The sequence below is a fragment of the Xylanibacter sp. genome (assembly GCF_057607445.1).
Genome location: NZ_DBLZAX010000010.1, coordinates 19,557 through 40,826, shown reverse-complemented (window position 1 = coordinate 40,826; position 21,270 = coordinate 19,557). Strand labels below are relative to the sequence as shown.

The 21,270-nt window shown below is 47.3% G+C and carries 13 protein-coding genes; 3 read left to right on the top strand and 10 right to left on the bottom strand.

Annotation, left to right across the window (positions count from 1 at the left end; genetic code table 11):
- Positions 1-109 precede the first annotated feature (109 nt).
- Positions 110-2,686 (top strand): T9SS type A sorting domain-containing protein, encoded by a 2,577-nt coding sequence (locus ACZMIG_RS08980; protein ID WP_487889437.1) that lies wholly within the window; start codon positions 110-112, stop codon positions 2,684-2,686.
- Between the two features lie 529 nt (positions 2,687-3,215).
- Here the strand turns inward: ACZMIG_RS08980 and ACZMIG_RS08975 are convergent.
- Positions 3,216-5,330 (bottom strand): VapE domain-containing protein, encoded by a 2,115-nt coding sequence (locus ACZMIG_RS08975; protein ID WP_487889436.1) that lies wholly within the window; start codon positions 5,328-5,330, stop codon positions 3,216-3,218.
- A gap of 373 nt (positions 5,331-5,703) precedes the next feature.
- On the opposite strand from ACZMIG_RS08975, the gene ACZMIG_RS08970 reads away from it, so the two are divergent.
- Together ACZMIG_RS08970 and ACZMIG_RS08965 are read left to right on the top strand one after the other, a co-directional pair.
- Entirely contained in the window at positions 5,704-6,063 is a 360-nt protein-coding gene (locus ACZMIG_RS08970) for a CidA/LrgA family protein (protein WP_021854674.1), read from the top strand.
- Entirely contained in the window at positions 6,060-6,752 is a 693-nt protein-coding gene (locus ACZMIG_RS08965) for an LrgB family protein (protein ID WP_021854673.1), read from the top strand. The genes ACZMIG_RS08970 and ACZMIG_RS08965 overlap by 4 nt, the downstream gene beginning before the upstream one ends.
- A gap of 183 nt (positions 6,753-6,935) precedes the next feature.
- Here the strand turns inward: ACZMIG_RS08965 and glmM are convergent, their stop codons facing one another.
- The 9 genes from glmM to ACZMIG_RS08920 all read right to left on the bottom strand — a co-directional run bounded on the left by glmM (position 6,936) and on the right by ACZMIG_RS08920 (position 21,248).
- Entirely contained in the window at positions 6,936-8,321 is a 1,386-nt protein-coding gene (gene glmM, locus ACZMIG_RS08960) for a phosphoglucosamine mutase (protein WP_125103880.1), read from the bottom strand.
- A gap of 3 nt (positions 8,322-8,324) precedes the next feature.
- Positions 8,325-8,963 (bottom strand): BamK family beta-barrel-assembly machinery protein, encoded by a 639-nt coding sequence (gene bamK / locus ACZMIG_RS08955; RefSeq protein ID WP_021854671.1) that lies wholly within the window; start codon positions 8,961-8,963, stop codon positions 8,325-8,327.
- Positions 8,964-9,111: 148 nt separating this feature from the next.
- Entirely contained in the window at positions 9,112-10,137 is a 1,026-nt protein-coding gene (locus ACZMIG_RS08950) for a DHH family phosphoesterase (RefSeq protein WP_021854670.1), read from the bottom strand.
- A 109-nt stretch (positions 10,138-10,246) separates the two neighbouring features.
- Entirely contained in the window at positions 10,247-11,158 is a 912-nt protein-coding gene (locus ACZMIG_RS08945; RefSeq protein ID WP_021854669.1) for a sugar phosphate nucleotidyltransferase, read from the bottom strand.
- Between the two features lie 825 nt (positions 11,159-11,983).
- Positions 11,984-14,344 (bottom strand): translocation and assembly module lipoprotein TamL, encoded by a 2,361-nt coding sequence (gene tamL, locus ACZMIG_RS08940; protein WP_487889435.1) that lies wholly within the window; start codon positions 14,342-14,344, stop codon positions 11,984-11,986.
- Complete coding sequence (locus ACZMIG_RS08935; RefSeq protein ID WP_487889434.1) at positions 14,341-18,945, bottom strand: translocation/assembly module TamB domain-containing protein; 4,605 nt, start codon at positions 18,943-18,945, stop codon at positions 14,341-14,343. Before ACZMIG_RS08935 ends, tamL begins: the two co-directional genes overlap by 4 nt.
- 110 nt (positions 18,946-19,055) lie before the next feature.
- Complete coding sequence (locus tag ACZMIG_RS08930; protein ID WP_487889433.1) at positions 19,056-19,727, bottom strand: RluA family pseudouridine synthase; 672 nt, start codon at positions 19,725-19,727, stop codon at positions 19,056-19,058.
- A gap of 112 nt (positions 19,728-19,839) precedes the next feature.
- On the bottom strand, positions 19,840-20,586 hold the full coding sequence (gene fabG / locus ACZMIG_RS08925; RefSeq protein ID WP_021854664.1) for a 3-oxoacyl-[acyl-carrier-protein] reductase: 747 nt from the start codon (positions 20,584-20,586) through the stop codon (positions 19,840-19,842).
- A gap of 68 nt (positions 20,587-20,654) precedes the next feature.
- Positions 20,655-21,248, bottom strand: a complete 594-nt coding sequence (locus tag ACZMIG_RS08920) for a TetR/AcrR family transcriptional regulator (protein WP_021854663.1) — start codon at positions 21,246-21,248, stop codon at positions 20,655-20,657.
- Positions 21,249-21,270 lie beyond the last annotated feature (22 nt).

Sequence of the window (21,270 nt, the reverse complement as noted above, 5' to 3'; positions counted from 1 at the left end):
ATATATAATATTTGCAGCATGGAATATTTCCCTGTGCGATTTATTCCATCGAAACTGAAGATAATATTCCATGCTGCAATTCTTGTTTAACTTTTAAAACTTACAGCTTATGAAAAAACATTTTTTTGCAACAATGTTGCTAGCTGCAATGTCAGGCTTAGCCATCGCACAAGACTCGCCCGAAACAGCGATAGACCTGCGTGTCGGTTATAACGAATATACGCCTGATACAAAAGAAGAAGTGGACGTTTACTGGAAATACACAGCTGAAGAGAACAGCATACTTACGATTGAGGTAACCAGTATACAGCAATTAGAGGCTTTTGAACTCGAAGGCAACGAACGAGTTCCTGTAAAGCCAGCTCAGAGTGAATTCTACATCACACAGAATTTCCCGTTAAAGGCCGGTAATACAATTTATTTTAAAATACCTGTATACGATGGCAACAAGGCAAAATTTGACTTAAAGACAACTTCTTTCCCTGAACTTGGTAAAGGCCTTGAAGAAAACGACCCCATGCCAATATCACCTGGAAGAAAGTATTACATGGGAAATCAGTATGTATTTTCTGATCAAGTTTTCTATGCCACTTATACGGCAGACAAAGAAGGGTTGCTTGTCATGACTGCACCTACAGCCGTAATGGGCATTGCAGTTGAAGGATCTATTGGACTCAGATTCGACCCGACATTCGCCATCGACCGCGGTTCACAACATCAATGCAAGATGCCGGTAGAAGAGGGAAAAACATATCTGATAAGATTCGACAACTATTCTCCTTTCATGCTTGACATTACATTTGAAGATGCCGAGCGCGGCTCACTCTACATGCCGTTCCGTCTGAAAGAAGGCGACAACACTGTTCCTGCAGCAGCCGGTACTTATTACTACATATACTCAAACGAAAGAACCGGATATGGAGTTGTCAGCAGCACAAGCGAACTTCCTGGCGGACAAGTTAAGATTTTCCCGGAAGACAAGAGTTTGGTTGAAGCCGGATACACTTTGGCCACATCAGAAGAAGGCAGCTTCAACACACGTTGGGAACTGGAGGAGCCAAACACTATATATTTCGTATGTGTAAACAAAACTGAAGCTACGGCAGAAGAGCAGATTATGACTTTTGCATGCGAAGACTATAAGGCAGGAGACAAAGAGTCGAACCCGATTGTAATCAGCGAAATTCCATCAGAAATCACAATGGAAGCGTCTAACAAGACAACATTCTATGCGGTAGATGTTCCGGCACAGTCGAACAAGATTCTTGATGTAAAGGCTGTTTCTGAAATACAAAGCGGATACACTAAGGTTGAAATTTATCTTGAAGGCAACAGCTATAACACAGTTTCTGACAATAAGGCTGTTTACACACAGGTCAGCGGAGGCGAGCAGGGCCAGCGCTATATCATCAAATGGACTTCAAGCGAGACAGAGCCTATCACATTCAAAGTTTCAATGGAGGACATAATGCAGGGAGACATCATCACAGATCCTATAACAGCCGTGAAAGGTGAAAACACTGTTGAAAACAAGAACGGATACATCAAGTATTATAAGTATACAGCCACAATAACCGGCAAGCTGTATTTCAGCGGACCGTCTAATATGTTTGTTTCATTCCCGAAGGGCACCGGCCCATACGATGGCTCTTATTCTACTACAAGAGACGAAAATATGGCATACGTACTTGAAATTCTTGAGGGAACAACATATCTCATTAAGATAGACGGAGCCTTAGACGGACAGAAGTTCACCATAGAGGAAAAAGATTATGATCTCGGAGAAGGACGCACTAACCCGATAATAGTAGACGGCGACACATACACATTCGGAGACGAAGTGCCGAGCAACCTCTGGCTGCAATACACTATGAAGAAAGACGGTGTTCTGACCATCGAGAGTGACAAGCCTTACAATACAATGGGCTATGACGAAATTTATTACTGCAAGGGCAAGGACGGTGAACCTGTTGCAATATCAAGACCATACTTCGACGGAACAACAGCTTCTACTATTTACTATGTTGATCTTTCTGCTTCTGCAGGCGACATATTCCTTGTAAATGTTAAGATAACAACAGCGTCAAAAGGCAACAACGTAACCTTCACCGAAAGAGAATTCAAGGAAGGCGAGTCTGTCAATACGGCTATCGAGCTTAAAGACGGAGAGGCTGTAGAATTACCGGAAGTTGAGGCAACAAAACCATTATGGTATGTCGTTCCGCTTGAAGAAGGAGAAGTTACTGTTACAACCAACGCTCCGTTCATGACCAACCCTGTATGGTTTGCCAACGAAGAAGATGCACTCAACGGAACTAATGGAGTTGTAATGGAATTCCAAAACTCATTCGACGAGGATTACAATATGCTATGCACTTGGAAAACCACTGTCACTACTCCGGGCAAGCACTATATAAGAGTAGACGAAGCATACACAGGCATCAGCATGACACTTACAGGACCGGTAAGCACTAACATATACCAGATGAACGATATGCAAGAAGGCATAACTGCAGGCAAAGGCTACATCAATGTCAGCGCTGCTAATAAGCCGGTTGCTATCTACAATGTTTCAGGCGTAAAAGTGGCAGAAAGCAATGTTGACGGCAACTGTACCTTCAACCTGAACAACGGTATATATATTGTAAAAGTAGGAAACTTGGTAAAAAAAGTTTTAGTTAAATAATAATGGGGATTTTCACATCATAGAATGTGGATATAGTAAAAGCAGCGCCTGTCTTTCCAAAACGGAAAAGACAGGCGTTTTTTTCATCATAAATTATTGACTATCAAACATCCTGATACGTATCATTCCGCATTGCAAAAGCATAGTTTTTAGAATGCGAAAGGTGGCCTTTTACATTACGAAAGGGCACTTATCATATTGCCAACGCATATAATAAAAATGTTTTTCTTTAAAAACTCATCACTCGTCACAATTGGGCATAACTTATTTATCTACAACAACTTACAGTGTGACGAGTTGACATTTCAACTCATCACACATGCATATTTGGTCAACCAAAAACAGGATTAATTATGCTCAGAAACTGTTGTTTGTCTGAATTCTGCATTATGAAAACATCAATAAAAGCCTGAAAAAGCTGAAAAACAGATAGTGTGATGAGTTGAAAAGTCAACTCATCACACTATAACCACCTGACAGCAAGCATCTTAGAGCAGGATGTGACGAGTGATGAGTTTCTAAAGAAAAATTATTTTCCTATTTGCTCCACGATATAACGCACCCCGGTGCGCGTGTGGCGCCTGCTGAAACCTAGCCGCTTCAACGTTATGCCTACACTTTTATCAGACAACCCTGACACCGGCAGACGCGGATAGGCACGGCAGACTACGGACACAATGTCGTCAACAGACATCTCATGCACTGCCCCATCGGCTTCAGGAATGCGGAAGAGACGGGCTACGGCCGAACCAAAATCAGAAACACGCATGAAGCTCATGTTGTCGTCCATCAGGCGTTCAGTAGCTGCCGCATTGAGATAACACAAAGCGCCGCCACGTATTTCGCTTATAATCTGAGCATAAAGATGCTGATAATCAACAGCCGAAGTGAAATCAATGCTGCCCGTAACTGCCACGCACGCAAACCTTCGGCTACCGGTAAGGTCGGTCAAAGGATGTCTGCTGTTGGTTGTGGCTATGAAACTTGCATAACGGCGTTCAGTTGAAAAATTGCTGCGATATGCCTTCACGGCTGTTACTTCACTCTTTGAAATGATGTATTTAATCAGCGGCTGTCTACTGGCCGAATAGCGGTCGAACTCATCGATGTTGATAAGGGCAAAGGATGACAGGCCACGCATCAGCGTGTTGTCGTTGCGGAAGTCGATACGGTCGTTGTAATAGGTGCGGAGCTCTGGCGGCAATATAATCTTGGCAAACGACGACTTGCCACAGCCCTGACTGCCAATGAGCAGGGGAACAAGGTCGTTGCCGTGCATGACATCCAGCCCCATCCAGTGAGCAACCATTGAGCGCATCCATACGCTGAAGTATTCCGGCCAACGGGAATTGTCGGTAGGAACACGCAGCGCAAAGGCCTTTAGGCGGTCGCGTCCGTCCCATTCGGGTAATGAGTCAAGCCAATGGTTCAACGGATCAAAATCAGAAACGAGCGTAGAATTCACGCGTTCCTTGATGTCGCGGGCCCACACCCTGATGCCCTCGCGCTGAGCCTTCACGGCTATGGTGTTGATAACTTCCTGCGTAACCGGCCTGTAATCGGCATCGCAAGCCCCGATGTGCTTATACTGCACCACACCCGTAAGCACATTGCGGCGCATGACATAACGTGTACTGAAAAAATTATCAAGCTTTATGGCCTGAAGCCGGGGAGCCTCGACATACCTCAACGGATTAGGATTATCTTCTGCCTGACGATATGCCTGCGCAAAAAACAACTCAACCAGGCCGCGCTCTACATTAATCGTGCCAAGGTTCATAGTGCGGTCAACACACATCTGCTGCGGCAAACCTGACTTACGGCACAGGTATGCCAGCTTCTGTATGGCGCGTTCAGCATAATAAGGGTCGTCCTGATTAAGTCCTGAATCGAGCACATGGTTCCAACAACAATAAAAGATATAGCGATAAGCCTCTGAAGACGATTTGCCCGGAAGAGGCGACTCATCGGCTTCAAAATCGTGCGAACGGCATACATTAAAAGTGTCATATACATCATTCTCACACACAATCAATGTCAAAGCCTCACGATTGTAATAAATGCCGGCATCGGCACTCATAAGGCACATAGCCTCAGCAGTGCCTGTCTGCATAGATATTTCGGTCTTTAGCTGTGACGAATATATATAATGCAGAAGTCTGTACCCCTTTGACATTAGCCTGCGCCAGGCCTCCGTATCACATGGAACAGTGCCGTCAGCCTGCGAAATAGAACAAACCACAATGACAGACAATCCATTCGCACCGATAAAAGCCAACATTGTGTATGGCTGGCGCGATGCAACGCGCCGTATGCGCACAGCCTCATCAAAGCTCTTTAGCCCTGCTATCTCGACGAAAAGCAGTCCGTTGCGTCCGACTACAATTCTTTTGCCGTTGCGGCGCTTATATACGGAAGAGAAACAAAGGCGCGGAATGCGGTTGTCAGCTGTCATTACATCGCGCCGGGAATATGAGACTAGCTTGCCGGAAGACAGCAACGGACTATAACAGCGATAGTCTGACAAAGCATCGGCATAGCGTCCCTGCCTGATCATAACCACCAATTCGTCCAACTCACAATTAGCAATAGTCTCCCTGTTAAGGAAGTTCTTGAACAAACTTACTTTAAATGTATTATTCATGATATAAGAAATTATTTGTTATCCTTGCCGCAAAAATACAACATCAGAAAAGCGATTGCAAATTTTATCTATATCAAAAACACGCTAAAGTTCTAATAAGTCAGCAGCCACAACAGCCTCCCCGCACAGCGGAACTCATCCACTGCAGCATAAGCAAACAAACAAATCAACAAGAAATGACCATAACTGATACTGCAAATATGGAAACAGAGATTAAATCAAAACATGCAATCAGATCAAGCAAATATACGACAAATTGTAAGCAGCATAAAAAAATGAAGGAACAAAAGTGTTAACAAATTTGTATATCAGTTAAAAACGATATACCTTTGCACCCCGTTAGGTAAAAAGATTATTTGTTTTAAAGGTTATGATGATTAGACAATTGGCCATATTGTTTGGCTGTCTCGCATTGGGTGAGCTGATAATATGGCTCACGGGCATACCTTTGCCGTCGAGCATACTGGGCATGCTAATTCTTACTCTTCTGCTGAAGCTGAAGATAATACGTCTGGAATGGGTAAAGACCATATCAGACTTTCTTGTAGCAAACATCGGTTTTTTCTTTGTTCCGCCCGGCGTTGCCATTATGCTCTATTTCGACATTATTAAGGCTGAATTCTGGCCGATAGTAATCTCAACGGCCATATCCACGGTAATTGTACTGGCCGTAACGGGATGGGTTCATCAGATTTATGGAAAAGCCGTAAACAGGAAAGGAGGCGACCAATGAGCTATCTGTCAAACGAATTTTTTCTTATAGCCCTCACGTTCGGCAGCTATTTCTTCGGAAAGCTGCTCCGCAAATGGACTCATTGGACAATAATGCACCCCATTCTGGTGAGCATCTGCGTGCTGATAGCCTTTCTGAAGATATCAGGCGTAAAATACGAAACATACAACACGAGCGGACACATGATAGAATTCTGGCTTCAGCCTGCCGTCGTGGCGCTTGGCGTACCGCTGTATCAGCAGCTTGAAACGATAAAGAAACAGTTTCTGCCGATACTCATGTCAGAGCTTGCAGGCTGTCTGGCAGGCATCATATCGGTAGTGCTTATAGCTAAAGCGCTCGGTGCATCGAAGCCGGTGATAATGTCGCTCGCACCAAAATCTGTAACCACACCTATCGCAATGGAAGTTACGAAGAGCATCGGCGGCATACCGTCGCTTACGGCAGCCGTAGTGGTGTGCGTAGGTCTGCTGTGTGCGGTGGCTGGCTATAAGACAATGGGATTTGCACGCGTAAACAGCCCTGTGGCACAAGGTCTGTCTATGGGAACGGCGGCACACGCCATGGGTACGGCAACATCAATGGACGTGAGCAAGGTGCACGGAGCCTACGCAAGTCTTGGACTTACGATCAACGGCATCCTGACCTCACTGCTTACGCCGTCAATTCTGCCGCTTATGGGTATCTGATTTTACACTTACTTTCTAACATTCATAAAATGCAGACGGACAACAGCCGGAAAGATACATCTAACGCTGTTGTCCGTTATTTTTTTGTATAGAAGTAAGATCAGCCTCAGATATTTTAGCTTATAAAAATACATCCGGAGCCACAGCCCCGGATGCATAACAAAGATTATAATCAATTCTATATTATTTCTGCATATCGTAAACCACCTGCATTATCTTCTTGCCCAGTGCGTCAGCCTCCTCCATTGATGAAGCCTCGCTATAGACACGGATAATCGGTTCAGTGTTAGACTTGCGCAGATGTACCCACTTGTCGGGGAAATCAATCTTAACGCCGTCAACATCGTTTACCTGCTCGTTGCTGTACATCTGCTTAACCTTCTCGAGTATCGCGTCAACATCGGTTGAAGGAGTAAGGTCTATGCGGTTTTTGGCTATATAATAATCAGGGAATGTTGCGCGAAGCTCGCTTACCTTGCAACCCTTATGAGCCAAAGACGACAGGAAAAGGGCAATGCCTACAAGTGCGTCACGGCCATAATGGCTCTCGGGATAAATAACTCCGCCGTTGCCTTCGCCGCCGATAACGGCACCAACCTCTTTCATCTTGGTTGTAACGTTTACCTCGCCTACAGCAGATGCAGTGTAGCAGCCGCCGTGTTTCTCGGTTACATCGCGCAGGGCACGTGTACTGCTGAGGTTGCTTACCGTGTTGCCCGGTGTATGGCTGAGCACATAGTCGGCAACGCTGACAAGCGTATATTCCTCGCCGAACATACGTCCGTCCTCACAGATAAACGCAAGACGGTCTACATCAGGATCGACAACAATACCAAGACTGAACTCGCCGCTGCGCATACGCTCCATTATACCGCCGAGATTCTTCTCCAACGGTTCCGGATTATGGGCAAAATCGCCAGTAGGTTCGCCATTAAGTATTTCGTAATCAACGCCCAATGCCTCAAGCAGTTCGGGCAGGATGATGCCTCCCACGCTATTAATAGCATCAACACATACACGGAAATGTGCCTTCTTTACAGCCTCAACATCTACAAGGCTGAGAGCCAGCACAGAGTCGATGTGGCGGCAGTTGAACGAATCGTCTTTTATATAATGGCCGAGAGTGTCTACATCGGCATACTCAAAGTCTTCCTTTTCTGCAATGTCAAGCACTTCGTTGCCGGCAGCCTTGTCGAGAAACTCGCCCTCGCAGTTGAGCAACTTAAGGGCATTCCACTGACGCGGGTTATGGCTTGCCGTAATGATTATACCGCCGTCGGCACCCGACATGCGCACAGCAAGTTCTGTTGTAGGCGTTGTGGCAAGACCGATGTCGATGACATCATAGCCAACGCCCATCAACGTGCCGCAAACAACGCTTCTGACCATTTCGCCTGATATACGGGCATCGCGTCCTACTACGATCTTGCCGCTTGACGACTTGCCGCTGCGGCGGATATATGTGGCATAAGCGGTTACGAACTTTACGATGTCAAGCGGATTGAGCGTGTCGCCCGTATGTCCGCCGATGGTGCCGCGAATGCCTGAAATTGATTTAATAAGTGTCATTATTTATCTTCCCCTTTCGTAAGTTATCGTGTAATAGCAAGGATAAACGCCCGAAGAAGCATAGGCATGTCCCTGTGTGTGCGGAACGATAAGATTAACCTTGGCAATCTCGTCTCCTGCATTTTCAGGACGTCCAACCTTTATATAAGTCAACGGAACAAGCCAGCCAGACGGAACTGACGTTGTGCCATAGAACATGGCCATGACGCTCTGTCCGTCGATAAACGACGCTGTAAACGATCCGCTGCTGTTTGTTACGGTCATTTTGTCAACAATAGAAGAAAAACTGAGGATGTCGTTGGTCAGCTGCAAAGAGTCGGTTAGAATGTTATATTCGGTGAAGCGGCAAAGCACGGTTGTGGTCTCGCCTTCCTTTATCTTCTCACCGCATCCCTCTCTGACAATCTGCATGTAAACTCCTGAATTCTGCATCAGCACAAACTCATTCTTGCTCACATCGGTCTTGTATCCCTGCTCCTTAAACTGCGACTCAGTTATGACAGTTATGGCCGAATCGGCAATAAATCTACTAATTGCAGCACGCTCCTTATCTTTCTGCTCTGCATAAGTCTCTGTATCATCACAGCTTATAACCGTTACGGCTGCGATAAAGGCTATGAAAGCCAAAGCTAAATTTCTCATTCTATTTTTTATAATATGTAAGTACGACTGGCAAAATTACAAAAAATACACTAATTACGCCACATCGCAATTTATAATTATGCTACTTTAACTGATATTCGGCAAATTAACGCGGATATTGCCTTTTGACAGATAAAAAAGCCGTATGTCAGAACTTGAATTCGGTTACGGCCTTCCTTACCAGCGCCTCTGCCTCTTCAACCGAGCATTCAAGGCGTCCGCCTGCAGCGTTGAGATGGCCGCCGCCGTTGAAATACTGTTCTGCAAGCTTGTTGCACGGGAAGTTATCAACAGAGCGTGTGCTCACCCACACAAGATTATCCTTCTCGGTGTCCTGCCTGAGCGATATGCTCAGCCTCAGGCCTTTTATCTGCAGGGGCATGTTAACCAGTCCTTCGGCGTCGCCCTTGATGTAATGAAAGCGCTTAAGGTCGTCGCGCGTCAGTACGAAATAGGCTGCACGCTCCTCCTGCATAACCACCATTTTCTCGTTAAGCACATAGCCGATGAGCCTCATGCGCCACTCGCTGTAGTTGTTGTAAACGTTGCGGTAGATTTTGTCTTTATCGATGCCCTTGGTAAGCAGCTGGCTTATAATGAAGAAAATCTCGGGGCGTGTTGAGTTGTATGTGAATCCGCCCGTGTCGGTCATCATGCCGCAATACAGCGGAACGGCACACTTGCGCGTCATCATGTCGAAACTGCCGAGCTGCCATATCAGGCGGAAAACCAGTTCGCATGTGCTGCATGCCTCAGGATGCGACACACACAACTCTGTGTCGATGTCGGGATTAAGGTGATGGTCAACAAGAACCTTCTTTGCAGGCGAGGCAGCCAGCGTGTCTGCCATGTCGTCTGTACGTGAGAAGGTGTTGAAGTCGAGACAGAACACAAGATCGGCCGAAGCCAAAAGTCCGTCTACAAAGCTTTTATGCTTGTCGTATCTTATGATGCGCTCCGTGCCCGGCAGCCACTGCAAGAAGTCGGGATAGGCATCGGGAACGACAGCCACGGGCACCTTGCCCTGCTGACGCAAAAACTCTGCCATGCCGAGCAGCGAGCCAAGAGCATCGCCGTCGGGACTGCGGTGGCAGCAAAGAATAATATTGTCTGAACTGAGGATAAGGCTGCGGAGGCTTTCGGTCTCCGCAGCTGTAAGCAAGTTAATGTCCATTATTTATCAAAATAGGAATGTGTTTCAGGCACGGGCATAACAACGTGAGCCCTGCACTGCAACATATTGAAAAGCGGCTAAACGCCGCTGTTTGTGGCAATATTCAGTTTTAAAAAAGTTTGTTGGGATAAACGCCTTCGTCAACAAGACTCTGAATCTTGTCTACAACAGCCTGACGGTCGGCAGAATAAGTTACGCCAAACCACTTGCTGGTTGTGTCAAGCACCTTCACTGTGGCTGTCTTGTCGTTAATCAGCTTATTCACCATAAGCGGAATAAAGAACTCGGCCTTGAGGTTCTCCATGTTTTTCGGATCAGAAAGGAACTCCTTGAAATAAGCCTCGCTGTGCTCGAAATAATCGGGTGTGAATCCCCACATATTCATTGACACCGGTGTGTTGTCCTCAACTGCCACCCATTCGCCCTGCTCGTCCTTGTAGCATACAGGACCGTTTACGCGCATAATCTCAGTGCGCTCAACCACAGTGGTCAGATTGCCGGCATCATCCTTTGAGCAGATGCCACGTGCCACGGTTCCGTTGTCAGACAGAGTGTTGCCAACGCGGAAACCTACCATGGCATAATTGCCGCGGCTGCCCTCAGGAAGTTCAGACAGGAACTTGCCTATAACCATGAATGCATCGCGGTTGTAGAAGTCGTCGCAGTTGATCACGCAGAACGGCTCCTTGATAACGTCTTTTGCCATAAGAACGGCATGGTTTGTACCCCACGGCTTTACACGGCCTTCAGGACAGCTGAAGCCTTCAGGCAGACTGTCGAGACTCTGGAAGCAAAGCTCAACAGGCACATGGCCTTCGTACTTGCTAAGAATCTTCTCGCGGAAATCGTCTTCAAAATCTTTTCGGATAATAAAAACAATCTTGCCAAATCCGGCCTTTATGGCATCATAAATAGAATAGTCCATGATTGTCTCGCCGTTAGGACCCAGTCCGTCGAGCTGTTTCAAACCACCGTAACGGCTTCCCATTCCGGCTGCCAGCAATAATAATGCAGGTTTCATATTGTACGTAATTTTATTTTAAGGTTTAACTTTATGTCCCGGCAATGCGTGTTAAACAGTTATGTCAGGATATTGTTCATAAATAACAGAATGCAAATATACTCATTTTTTATGAAAGGCGGCGTTTTTCGTGGCGTTTTCGACATAAAAAACATTGGCAAACAAACAAGGCGTAACTTATCATGCCGTGTTCCACAAAATCTGTTTGTAAGCAGACGCAGGAAATAACAGCGCATTGTGTCACTTTGACTTTATCACAAATTCAGCCTGAAATAGAAAAAGCGGAGCATGATTTAAGCACCAATAGGTAAAGCATATTTACAAAAGAGAGTCAAACGGCAGGTTAATTAATGGTAAACCTATGAGTTTTTACTCAAAAACGGCACATCTGGCGACGCAGAACGAGGCTGTTTTAGGCAAAAATGCAGGTTTTTCATGTCGTTTCGGAACAAAAATTGATGCACATTATTTTGGATATAAGCATAACATCTTATATCACAAGACATTGCAACTGCACACGTATTTTGCCCATATTTTCGTCCGAATGATTTTAATTTTAAAATAACGCAGTATGAGAGCGCCAACAAAAATCACAAAGAAAGTAAAATCATGTCATACATAACATTATGACAAACCGGCGCAGCAAATCAATGCTGTTTCTCTTCGGCATGCAGAACGCCAAGATGCAGCGCAGGAACACAGGGCCGTACGCCTTACAGAATCGGCAGATTTGTGCTTTTCCTACAGGAGAATCAAGCAGAGCCGGACACAACAGAATCAGCCATTAACACTGTGTCCGGCAAATAACGTTAGCAAAAAACTGCATCAGAAAGGATAGCCGACGGCGATATGAATGGCCTGACCGTCGCTGAACTTGGGAATGTTATAGAATCCGCTCTTGCCCGTATCGAACGGCACGTGAAGACCTACACCCCAGTCGAGACGCAACACGAGGAAGTCGAGGTCGTAGCGCAGACCTACTCCCGTGCCGAGAGCCATTTCCTTCAAAGCGTTCTTAAACTGGAACTTGGCGCCCTCGCGATATCCGTCGTCACGCAGGGCCCACACATTGCCGGCATCTATAAAGGCTGCTCCGTAAAGGTTGCCGAAAAGATTAAAGCGATACTCAAGGTTAAGCTGCAGCTTTATGTCGCCTGTCTGGTCGAGATACGACAGTTTTGACTCATTGGTGGTGTAGCTTCCCGGACCTATGCTTCTCACCGCAAAGGCTCTTATGCTGTTGGCTCCTCCCACATAAAACTGCTCGCTGTAAGGCGCTGCCAGACTGTTGCCGTAAGTGTAAATCACTCCGGCACTGATATGCCACACAAGCTGCGACTTCTGCCCCAGCTGCCATATCTTGCTGAAGTCGGTTTCTATTTTGAGGAACTGCGCGTATGGATTCTTAAACAGCTGCTTGCCCACTTCGCCCCATTTGTTTCCGGCAGCCATATAAGCAAGCGACAAGATGTTGCCAGACTCCGTGATGGTGGTCTGCCATACAACAGGGTTGCGGTGTTTCACAGTGCTGCTGTATGCGAGCATATAGCGCATCTTTGGGATAAACGTATTTTGCATAGATGTCTGCAAATACGGATTTTCCTGAAGTATGGAGTCGAATTTAGCCGTGGTGTAGTTAAGGCGCTGATACTGCAGCGTCAGCGGACTGAACTCATGGCGCCACGTAGCCGAACGCTGCCACTTATAGGTCCATTCGGCAGAGAAGGTGTGCATCTTGAAATAATCAGGACGTTTCATCACGTTCATACCGATCTTGGCGTATGTGGTAGGCGTAGTGAAATAGCGGCGATGCTTAAGGAACGGGACAATAAGGCGCGGAAACTCTATTGATGCGTCTGCACCATACTCGTATGAATTCATGTCTGTCGACGAGCCGCTGACGTTGCCGCCCTTCTGCCATTCGTAAGAGCCGTGAAGGTTTATGTCGAGCTTCTCGCCGCCACGGAAGGCGTTGCGCTTTGTGAAACCGATAACAAGCTCGGGACCGGTGCGGCCGTTTATCTTGTTGGTGTAGTTGGTTTCTATATAAAAGTCATAGGGCTTGCCGAACGTACACGACAGGTTAAGGTCGAGCGTGTCGCATGTTGCTGTAGTGTCACGCGGCGTAAACGCAAACTCAACCGAACTGAACTGCCCCGATCCGCTAAGTTTGTTTGAAGATTCCAAATAGTCGTCGTATCTGAAAAGCTTGCGCGGACGCAGTTTCAGGTCGCTCAAGATTATTCGCGGACGTATCGGCGGCTTGCGGCCGTTGAACCTGACCGTGAAATAGCGATGGCTGAACGAGTCTTTCAGCACCTCCATAAACTGTTTGCGGATGTCTATTCTAATTTTTCCTATATACCATTTGTGCTTGGCAAGTTCCGGCAGATTGTCGGCCATCTGCAGGCGCAGACTGGCCTTGCCGGGCGTGATGGTTGTGTCGGCAAGATAAGAGGCGAAACTCGGCTGATAATAATAATAGCCGTTGTTGCGGAACAAAGTGGCTATACGGTTGCGCTCTGCGTCAAGAGCAGAGGCGTCAAAAGGCGAACCGCTCTTTATTTTGGCCTCATCCTTTGTCTTCTCTAACAGCGTGTCGGCCATCTCCGGAAAGCCCACATACTGAAGTGTGTCCACCGTGAGCAGCGGTCCGAACTTTACGGTGTATCCTATCTTGCGCCTCTTTGGATTCTTCTGTTCCACGATCTCATACTCTACCGTTCCGTTCATATAGCCATGATTGCGTAGCACCGACTGCGCCACTGAGGCACGGAGCTGAGGATTTACCTGACTCATGAGCACGGGCGACTTGCCAAACGTCTTGGTCATCCATTGTGCTATCTTGTTCTTTGAGCCTGAAAAGGCGTTCCATATCCACAAGCCATAAGGAAACGGCGTGCGATAATACGAACTGCCGAACAAGGCGCCGTTGGGAGCTGTAGCCAACGAAGCCTCAACCTCCTCACGAGTTGTCTCATAATGGTCGCTTTTCTCATAGTCCTGATAGTCGATCTTTGTCAGTCCGATGAACAACTGGTCGCCCTTCGGTATGCCGCTGGTGGTTGAGCACGACCACAGCAACACCGAAACGGCAGCCAACAGGCACACACGAAGCACAAAAACGCGCAACGACGGAAACGACCTTCTGGCCACATATATTATATTCTTTACCGATAGTCTCATTTCTTGTCAGGTATTGTATCAGAGCGCAATGGAATAATCGCGTCCTTCTTCTTGAAACTGAATATATCCTTAAAATGCTGCAGGCTTCTTCTCCAGATGAAACCTACGCCATACTCGCGGGTGGTGCCTTCGAGCCAGTCGTAAGCATTGTTGTCATAGAACAGCTTGACGTAAGTGTCTGAAGAGTTGCTCAGGCGGTATTCGAGCGTCACGTTGTCAAAGAACGACTCGTTCTGATTAGCCACGTCGGCACCCGTTGACACTTTTCCGCCTACTACAATCTTCATTCTGTTGTTCCAGAAACGCTTAGCAAACTTGAACGAATAGTCAGTGTGGGTGTTTCCGCTGGCGTCAGTGGCATTGTCCATACCGAAACTGAGGTCGAGCGTGCGCAACGCACTTCCCGTAATATTGTTAATCTCGCTCTGCAGGAACGAACTTAGCGCGTTGTTCATGGAGAATCCGCTGGTGTTTCCGTCGGCTATATACATGCCCGTGGTAAGCATCGTAACGGCAAGTCGGCCGCGCTGTTCCACGCTCATTGCCATCAGCTCGTTATGCAGCGACATATCCTCCGGCGCATCGAGCGTAAACTCAAGTCCCATGTCCGAAAGGGTCTTGGTTATAACCACGCCGCAGTCGAACTCAACCGTACGCCCTTGCTCCCCGCCGTTAGACACACTTGCCTTTGTTCTCTCCGTGGCCGTTATGTTTAGCTTCGGGTTCATCGGGTCGCCGGTAAACTCAATATTGCTTCCGTCCTGAATGGTAAACGTCTTAAGAGGAATAATAGGCAACGAATATTTCATCTCGCCATTGTCGAGAGTATATTTTCCGGTCAACACGATGTCGCCTGTCAAGCCGTACTTCATGCGCAGGCTTCCGCCGCCCATAAGGTCGATATAGTTAGAATGGTCGGCGTTAAGGTAGCACATGACGTGTGATCCTTGGGCAATATTCATCGTGAGATCCATGCTGAAGCCCGACAGCGGCTGATGTGTTACAACGGCCTCTGTAGTGTCACTGAAGCTTGTAAACTTAACAAGTTCGTCCATCTGGTTGTCGGTAGACAAAGGCGAATCACGCAGGATGTAAGACATGTCGGTAGAACCGAGCACATCAAGTCGTCCTAATAGTTTAAGATTGCTAAGCGGCCCCTGCATAGTGCCGATAAAGTCGACAAAGGCCTTACCGAAAGCCACACTGCGCCTGTTTTCCTTGGCGTCAATTATCTGACAGTTCTTGGCAGCCATGCGCAAATCCATAGACATATTGGCAACGTCAGAGAAGTCGATGTTTCCGTCGAGAATCAACGGGTTGTCATTGTTTGCAAACATCTTGAAATTCTCGAACAGCAGATTGCTTCCTACGATACGGATAGGCTCCTCGCTAAGACGCATACGTATGCCATACTGCGCACTGCGCATATAACAAGAATCCAACGTAAGCTCGCCATTGGCACGTGGATGCGACAGCGTGCCTTTCACATCAAGAGAGCCGTCGGCATAACCTTTCAGACGAATGATACGATCAGGAATGAATCCATTGAGCAGACGCATCGGCAGGCGAGACATATTCATCGTAACATCCAGTTGTCCGTCACCTTCCGACTTATACGATCCGCTAATGTCTGCCACCTGATTATCGTTACACATGAGCATTCCGTCAACGCTGTGGGTTCCGTCCGACTGAGGCATATAGACAAACTCAAGTCCGATGTTGCCCATGCGTGTCCGCTCGTATGTCATCTTGTCTACAGTTACTGACGATGACACAGAAAGCTCGTCCTTTGTCTGTATCAAGTGGAAGTCGCCGTTCATTATTCCGGTTATGCGAGGCATATACGGAACAACCGTAAGCAGCTTCGACAGATCAAACTTGTTAAGTCCTATCGTCAGGTCCTGAAGCGCATCGGTGTTTTCGTCGTTAGTATATGCATATATACCCGTTCCGTCGTCGGCCTTCAGGCGCAAGTCTGCCATGATGCGCCGGTCGGTTCCCATGAAGATATAGTTGTTCTCGTTAACCTCAAACTTCTTATATCCGAGAATCGGATCGTCAGTAAGCATGTGCATCTTTATGCCGTTCTCCTCCATCGAAGCCTCAATGCCCATCTTGAGTCCGAGGCTGTCTTTTGCATCATACACCTTGAAGTTTACGCCCGAGCCTTTCTCAAACACATATCCATCGAACAAGGCATTGAACACATACTGCTTGTTGTCGCTGTTGTTGCGCACCTGTCCGTTGTAAGAGCATTGCGTAGAGTCTGACACGATATTAAAGCGCACGGTATCGAGCACCAGAGTGTTTTTCTGAAGTTCAAGAAGCTGAACACTGCCGTTTAGTCCAGTATGCGGCGACGACTTTATGTCTATGCTTGCATCCTGGAACACATAGCCGGCATTGGCTATAAACCTGCTAAGAGGATTATTCTTTCCTGTTGTGAGATAAAGATCGGCCAAAGGCAGCTTAGACCTCAGCACGGATATGTCTATTTTCTTATTTTTAAGTTCGGCAGACAGTTCATCCATGAAGAATCCGCTCTGCTTAAGCACTTTCTTATATCCGCCGCTGCCGTTGAACCTCAGACGGAAGTCACCACAATATGCGGCAAAGTGAGTTGTGTCGCTGCTCGTGATCATGTCAATCTCAAGGTTATCCGGACGGTAGGTCCTTGCCGAATCTGTCATGACCAGATTCCTCAGATTACCCTTCACGCCCAGCAATGTCTTAAGATCTGTATACGCATCTATCTCACAGTTGAAAGATGTCGTGAACGGCGACTTCACTATTCCAAGTCCATACCAGTCGGCATGATTCAAGTCAGCCTTAAGCGAGGACATTATCTTCTTGCGGCTCAAAAATGCGTCAAACCTCACATTACCGTTAATCAGCGGGTTGGCACTGTTAACGCAAGCATGCGCCTTGCCGTTGTTAAGATTAGCGTCGAAATCAATTCCGTCAAAATTATACTTGCCATAGCTGAACTTCCTTATGCCTGCCTTTGCCTGCAAAGCTGTGCGATGCGACAGGAAATCGAGTCCGTTGCCCTTAACATTCATGCTGCCTGTGAAATCGCCCATTCCGCTGCCTGGCAAGAAATGGCCCAGATGGAGATTATCGGCTGCAACAGAAGCCTTATAAGTCAAGGTGGCTGCATTAAAGTCGGCCTTTGCCTTAACACTGCCTCCGCCCTCACGGGCTATGAAATCTGCCGCATATTGCTTGCCGTTGGCCTTAAAGTCGCCCTTGAGAACAATTCCCGCAGGTATATTAAACGAGCCTCCACTGCTCGCAGCCAGCGCCTTAACAAAACTCAGATTATATGTTCTGGCGTCAAGGGTGACATTTGCACGCAGACGCTTATCGTCGTTAAGGTTTGCGGCAAAGCCACGTGCGTTGACATTGAACGCCGTAGGCAGTTTCAGGTTTAGTCCGGCAAACTTAAGATATTTCATGTTGCCGGATATGACTGCCTTGACCGAAAGCGGCTGATTAGGCCAACGCCGTATAAACGCTGTGGGCATACTGCCCATGAAGCGCATGATGTCCTGCTTGCCAAACTCACCGTCAGCCCTAAGCTGCAGCTTGCCCGGATTCTTGTCGCTGAACGCATTAAGGTCCATTATAAGATTGGCCTTCAGATAAGAGTCGGGAGTCTTCAGGCTGAAAGAAGGCAAGGAAATCTTGACAGAATCCATGGCAAACGGACCTGAGATGTCATTGACGGTGATGCCGCTCTTCTCCTTAAACGAGCAGGCACGCAATATCATGTCGAGCTTAGGCGCACAATAATAGAACGAATCAATGCTGATGTTTAAGTCTGACAGACTTATATGATTATAGTCTAGTCCCTTTGTGCGCACCTTGAAATTGTTGTCATAGCTTACGCGACTGTCGTCAAGCTTAAGGCTGTTCAGCCTGTAAAGGCTCGTACCAAGGTCGAAGAAGCCGTTGCGCGCCTCAGCCTTACCCAGATAGGCTCCTACCTGAAGCGTGTCGCCGGGCATGTGGACTACAACTCCCGTATTGGCTATATCAAGCTTCTCTACGGTTATTTTCCAATAGTTCTTGCTCTTCGACGTGTCGGGCGGAACCGTGTCGCTAAGTTCCACGTTTACAGAGGCATCTTTCAGTTCGGCCTCATTGACAAGTATTGTCTCCTTGCCCCAGTCTATTCCGTGGCTGCGCAGATAAAGTCTGTCTATGCTTCCCTTCACGCGGGCTTCATGAACAAAATCAGCCGTATTCACTTTAAGTCCGTTGAACTCGAAGGCGTCTATCTCCACCTTCTTCTTCAACAACGGCCAAAGCTGTATGTCAACAACAAGTTTCCTGACGTCAGCCACAGTGTCTTTCACCTGCGGCAGCGAGTCGTTCTGCTGAATCATGCGGAAGCCATGCACGCCGAGGTCAAGCGGAAACTCAAGCCGCACACGGTCTACCGTGATGTCCATGCCGGTTTTATCAGAGGCATACGCAACCACCTGCTTTACAGCCCAATTCTGTACAGCAGGGATGTAAAGCAGCACTGCAAGCGTAATAAACAGCAAAACCGGTGTCAGCACTATCACACCGGCCCACTTCAACGTCTTCCTCATCAGCACATGTAAAAAATTGTATCCAACCGTAATACATGCAAAGTAAGCAAATATTTCGGAAAAAAAGAAATTATTTGGCAACAAAAATGCCTGACGAGGCTAATATAATGTTACAGCATACGCATTTCGCGCCACAACCTGTCGTCAGGAAGCGGTGCCTCGGCGTATATCTTCTCCTTCGACACAGGATGCACAAACTCTATCTTGCGTGCCAGGAGCGATATGCTTCCGTCGGGATTGCTGCGCCTTGCGCCATACTTAAGGTCGCCTTTTATCGGACATCCGATGTTTGCCAACTGGCAACGTATCTGATGGTGGCGTCCGGTCATCAGATTAACCTCAACGAGCGTATAATTGTCCGAACGGCCTATCACCTTGTAGTGCAGCATGGCTTTCTTTGAGCCGGGCACCTCATGGTCGTAGGCATAACTCTTGTTCTGCTTTTCGTTGCGGCTAATCCAGTCGGTCAATACAGCTTCAGGCTCTGCAGGGCAGTTTTGGGTTATCGCCCAGTATGTCTTATGAACGTCGCCTGTTCTGAACATGTCGTTAAGACGCGAAAGGGCCTTCGACGTCTTGGCAAACACGACAAGTCCCCAAACGGGGCGGTCGAGCCTGTGGACAACACCGAGAAACACATTTCCCGGCTTTGCATATTTTTCTTTAACATACTGCTTCACATCATCGGCCAGTGTCCTGTCGCCGGTCTTGTCGCCCTGCACAATCTCACCGCTGCGCTTGCTCACTATGATGATGTGATTGTCCTCGTATATAACCTGCATGTCTGTATTCTGTATTTATAATATGACTGATAATGTTTTAACAAAAGCAAAGAGGGAAGACTCTCATAGCAATCTTCTCTCTTTGCACAAATCTGTATAAACTGATAATTTATTACATGTTCATACCACCGTCAACCTGGATAACCTGGCCAGAGATGTAGCTTGACATATCTGAAGCCAAGAATGTAGCGCAGGCTGCGATGTCGTCAACTGTACCGCCGCGGCGCAGAGGTATCTTTGCAGCCCACTCCTTGCGAACCTCGTCAGACAGAGCCTGAGTCATGGCTGTGTCGATAAAGCCCGGAGCAATGGCATTGGCACGGATGCCCTTAGGACCCATCTCCTGTGCGATGCTCTTTGCCAAAGCAATAAGACCTGCCTTTGAAGCAGCATAGTTAGCCTGGCCGGCATTACCGTGAACACCTACTACAGATGCCATGTTGATGATAGAACCCTTACGCTGGCGCATCATTACAGGAACACAAGCGTGTATGAAGTTGAACGCACTCTTCAGGTTGACAGCGATAACTGCATCCCACTGTGCCTCAGTCATACGCAACATCAGTCCGTCCTTTGTTATTCCGGCATTGTTAACGAGGATGTCTATTGAGCCGAAATCCTCTTTCACCAACTTAACAACCTCTTCTGTCTGAGCGAAGTCAGCAGCATTGCTGGCATATCCCTTAGCCTTAACGCCCTTAGCAGCTATCTCGGCCTCTGTGGCTTTTCCGTTCTCGTCAATAACAAGGTCTGTGAAGGCTACGTTAGCGCCCTCTTCAGCAAACTTCAGCGCGATAGCCTTACCGATACCGCGCGCTGCACCTGTAATAAGCGCAGTCTTACCTGTTAATAATCCCATTTTCTTTTTTATTTTATAAAGTTGTAGATAATTTTAAGTACATATTTTTTATATCAGGCACAAGCCTCCTACTTAGACATCGGCTTGCCCAGCGCACCATACACAACCTTTGCCACAAGCGGCTTGCTGGCCTCGGGCGTCATGCCATGACCAAGACGGCCGCAGATAAAAGGCACCTCAAGACCCTTGATACAATAGTGCGTGATGTCGGCCACCAGCTCAACATTGTCTATGTCGAACTCTCCGTCGAGCTTGCCGTCGGCATACACCTTTCTGAAAAGTTCTATTTCGTCTTCGTCAAAGTTCTTTCTCACCTTCTCCACCATCCATATATTTCTGAAGAAGGCAGCACGCAGATTGCCGTTGCGCATCACGGTTTCCTTAATCATGTTAAGGTGTGTGTAAATCAGCTCAATAATCTTGTCCTGAGGCCGTATTTTCTTGGCGGCCACCTCGTCCATCTTGTCCGAAAGCCGTTCGAGCTCCGACTCAATCACGGCATAGTAGACCTCCTCTTTACTTTTAAAATAGGTATAAAGAGTACGCCTGCCCTTGCCCGAAGCCTTGGCTATATCGTTCATCGTCGTATTTTCCAAGCCATTTTTGGCAAACAGTTGCCTGGCAACGTCTACCAGCTTTTGCCTTGTTTTAGATATGGACATCTGGTTGTTTCTCCTAATTTAC

Coding starts and splice junctions, on each gene's coding strand:
- ACZMIG_RS08965 (WP_021854673.1), top strand. CDS start 6,060: ATGAGCTATCTGTCAAACGAATTTTTTCTTATAGCCCTCACGTTCGGC.
- ACZMIG_RS08945 (WP_021854669.1), bottom strand. CDS start 11,158: ATGAAACCTGCATTATTATTGCTGGCAGCCGGAATGGGAAGCCGTTAC.
- bamK (WP_021854671.1), bottom strand. CDS start 8,963: ATGAGAAATTTAGCTTTGGCTTTCATAGCCTTTATCGCAGCCGTAACG.
- tamL (WP_487889435.1), bottom strand. CDS start 14,344: ATGAGACTATCGGTAAAGAATATAATATATGTGGCCAGAAGGTCGTTT.
- ACZMIG_RS08975 (WP_487889436.1), bottom strand. CDS start 5,330: ATGAATAATACATTTAAAGTAAGTTTGTTCAAGAACTTCCTTAACAGG.
- ACZMIG_RS08970 (WP_021854674.1), top strand. CDS start 5,704: ATGATTAGACAATTGGCCATATTGTTTGGCTGTCTCGCATTGGGTGAG.
- ACZMIG_RS08920 (WP_021854663.1), bottom strand. CDS start 21,248: ATGTCCATATCTAAAACAAGGCAAAAGCTGGTAGACGTTGCCAGGCAA.
- ACZMIG_RS08980 (WP_487889437.1), top strand. CDS start 110: ATGAAAAAACATTTTTTTGCAACAATGTTGCTAGCTGCAATGTCAGGC.
- ACZMIG_RS08950 (WP_021854670.1), bottom strand. CDS start 10,137: ATGGACATTAACTTGCTTACAGCTGCGGAGACCGAAAGCCTCCGCAGC.
- ACZMIG_RS08935 (WP_487889434.1), bottom strand. CDS start 18,945: ATGAGGAAGACGTTGAAGTGGGCCGGTGTGATAGTGCTGACACCGGTT.
- glmM (WP_125103880.1), bottom strand. CDS start 8,321: ATGACACTTATTAAATCAATTTCAGGCATTCGCGGCACCATCGGCGGA.
- fabG (WP_021854664.1), bottom strand. CDS start 20,586: ATGGGATTATTAACAGGTAAGACTGCGCTTATTACAGGTGCAGCGCGC.
- ACZMIG_RS08930 (WP_487889433.1), bottom strand. CDS start 19,727: ATGCAGGTTATATACGAGGACAATCACATCATCATAGTGAGCAAGCGC.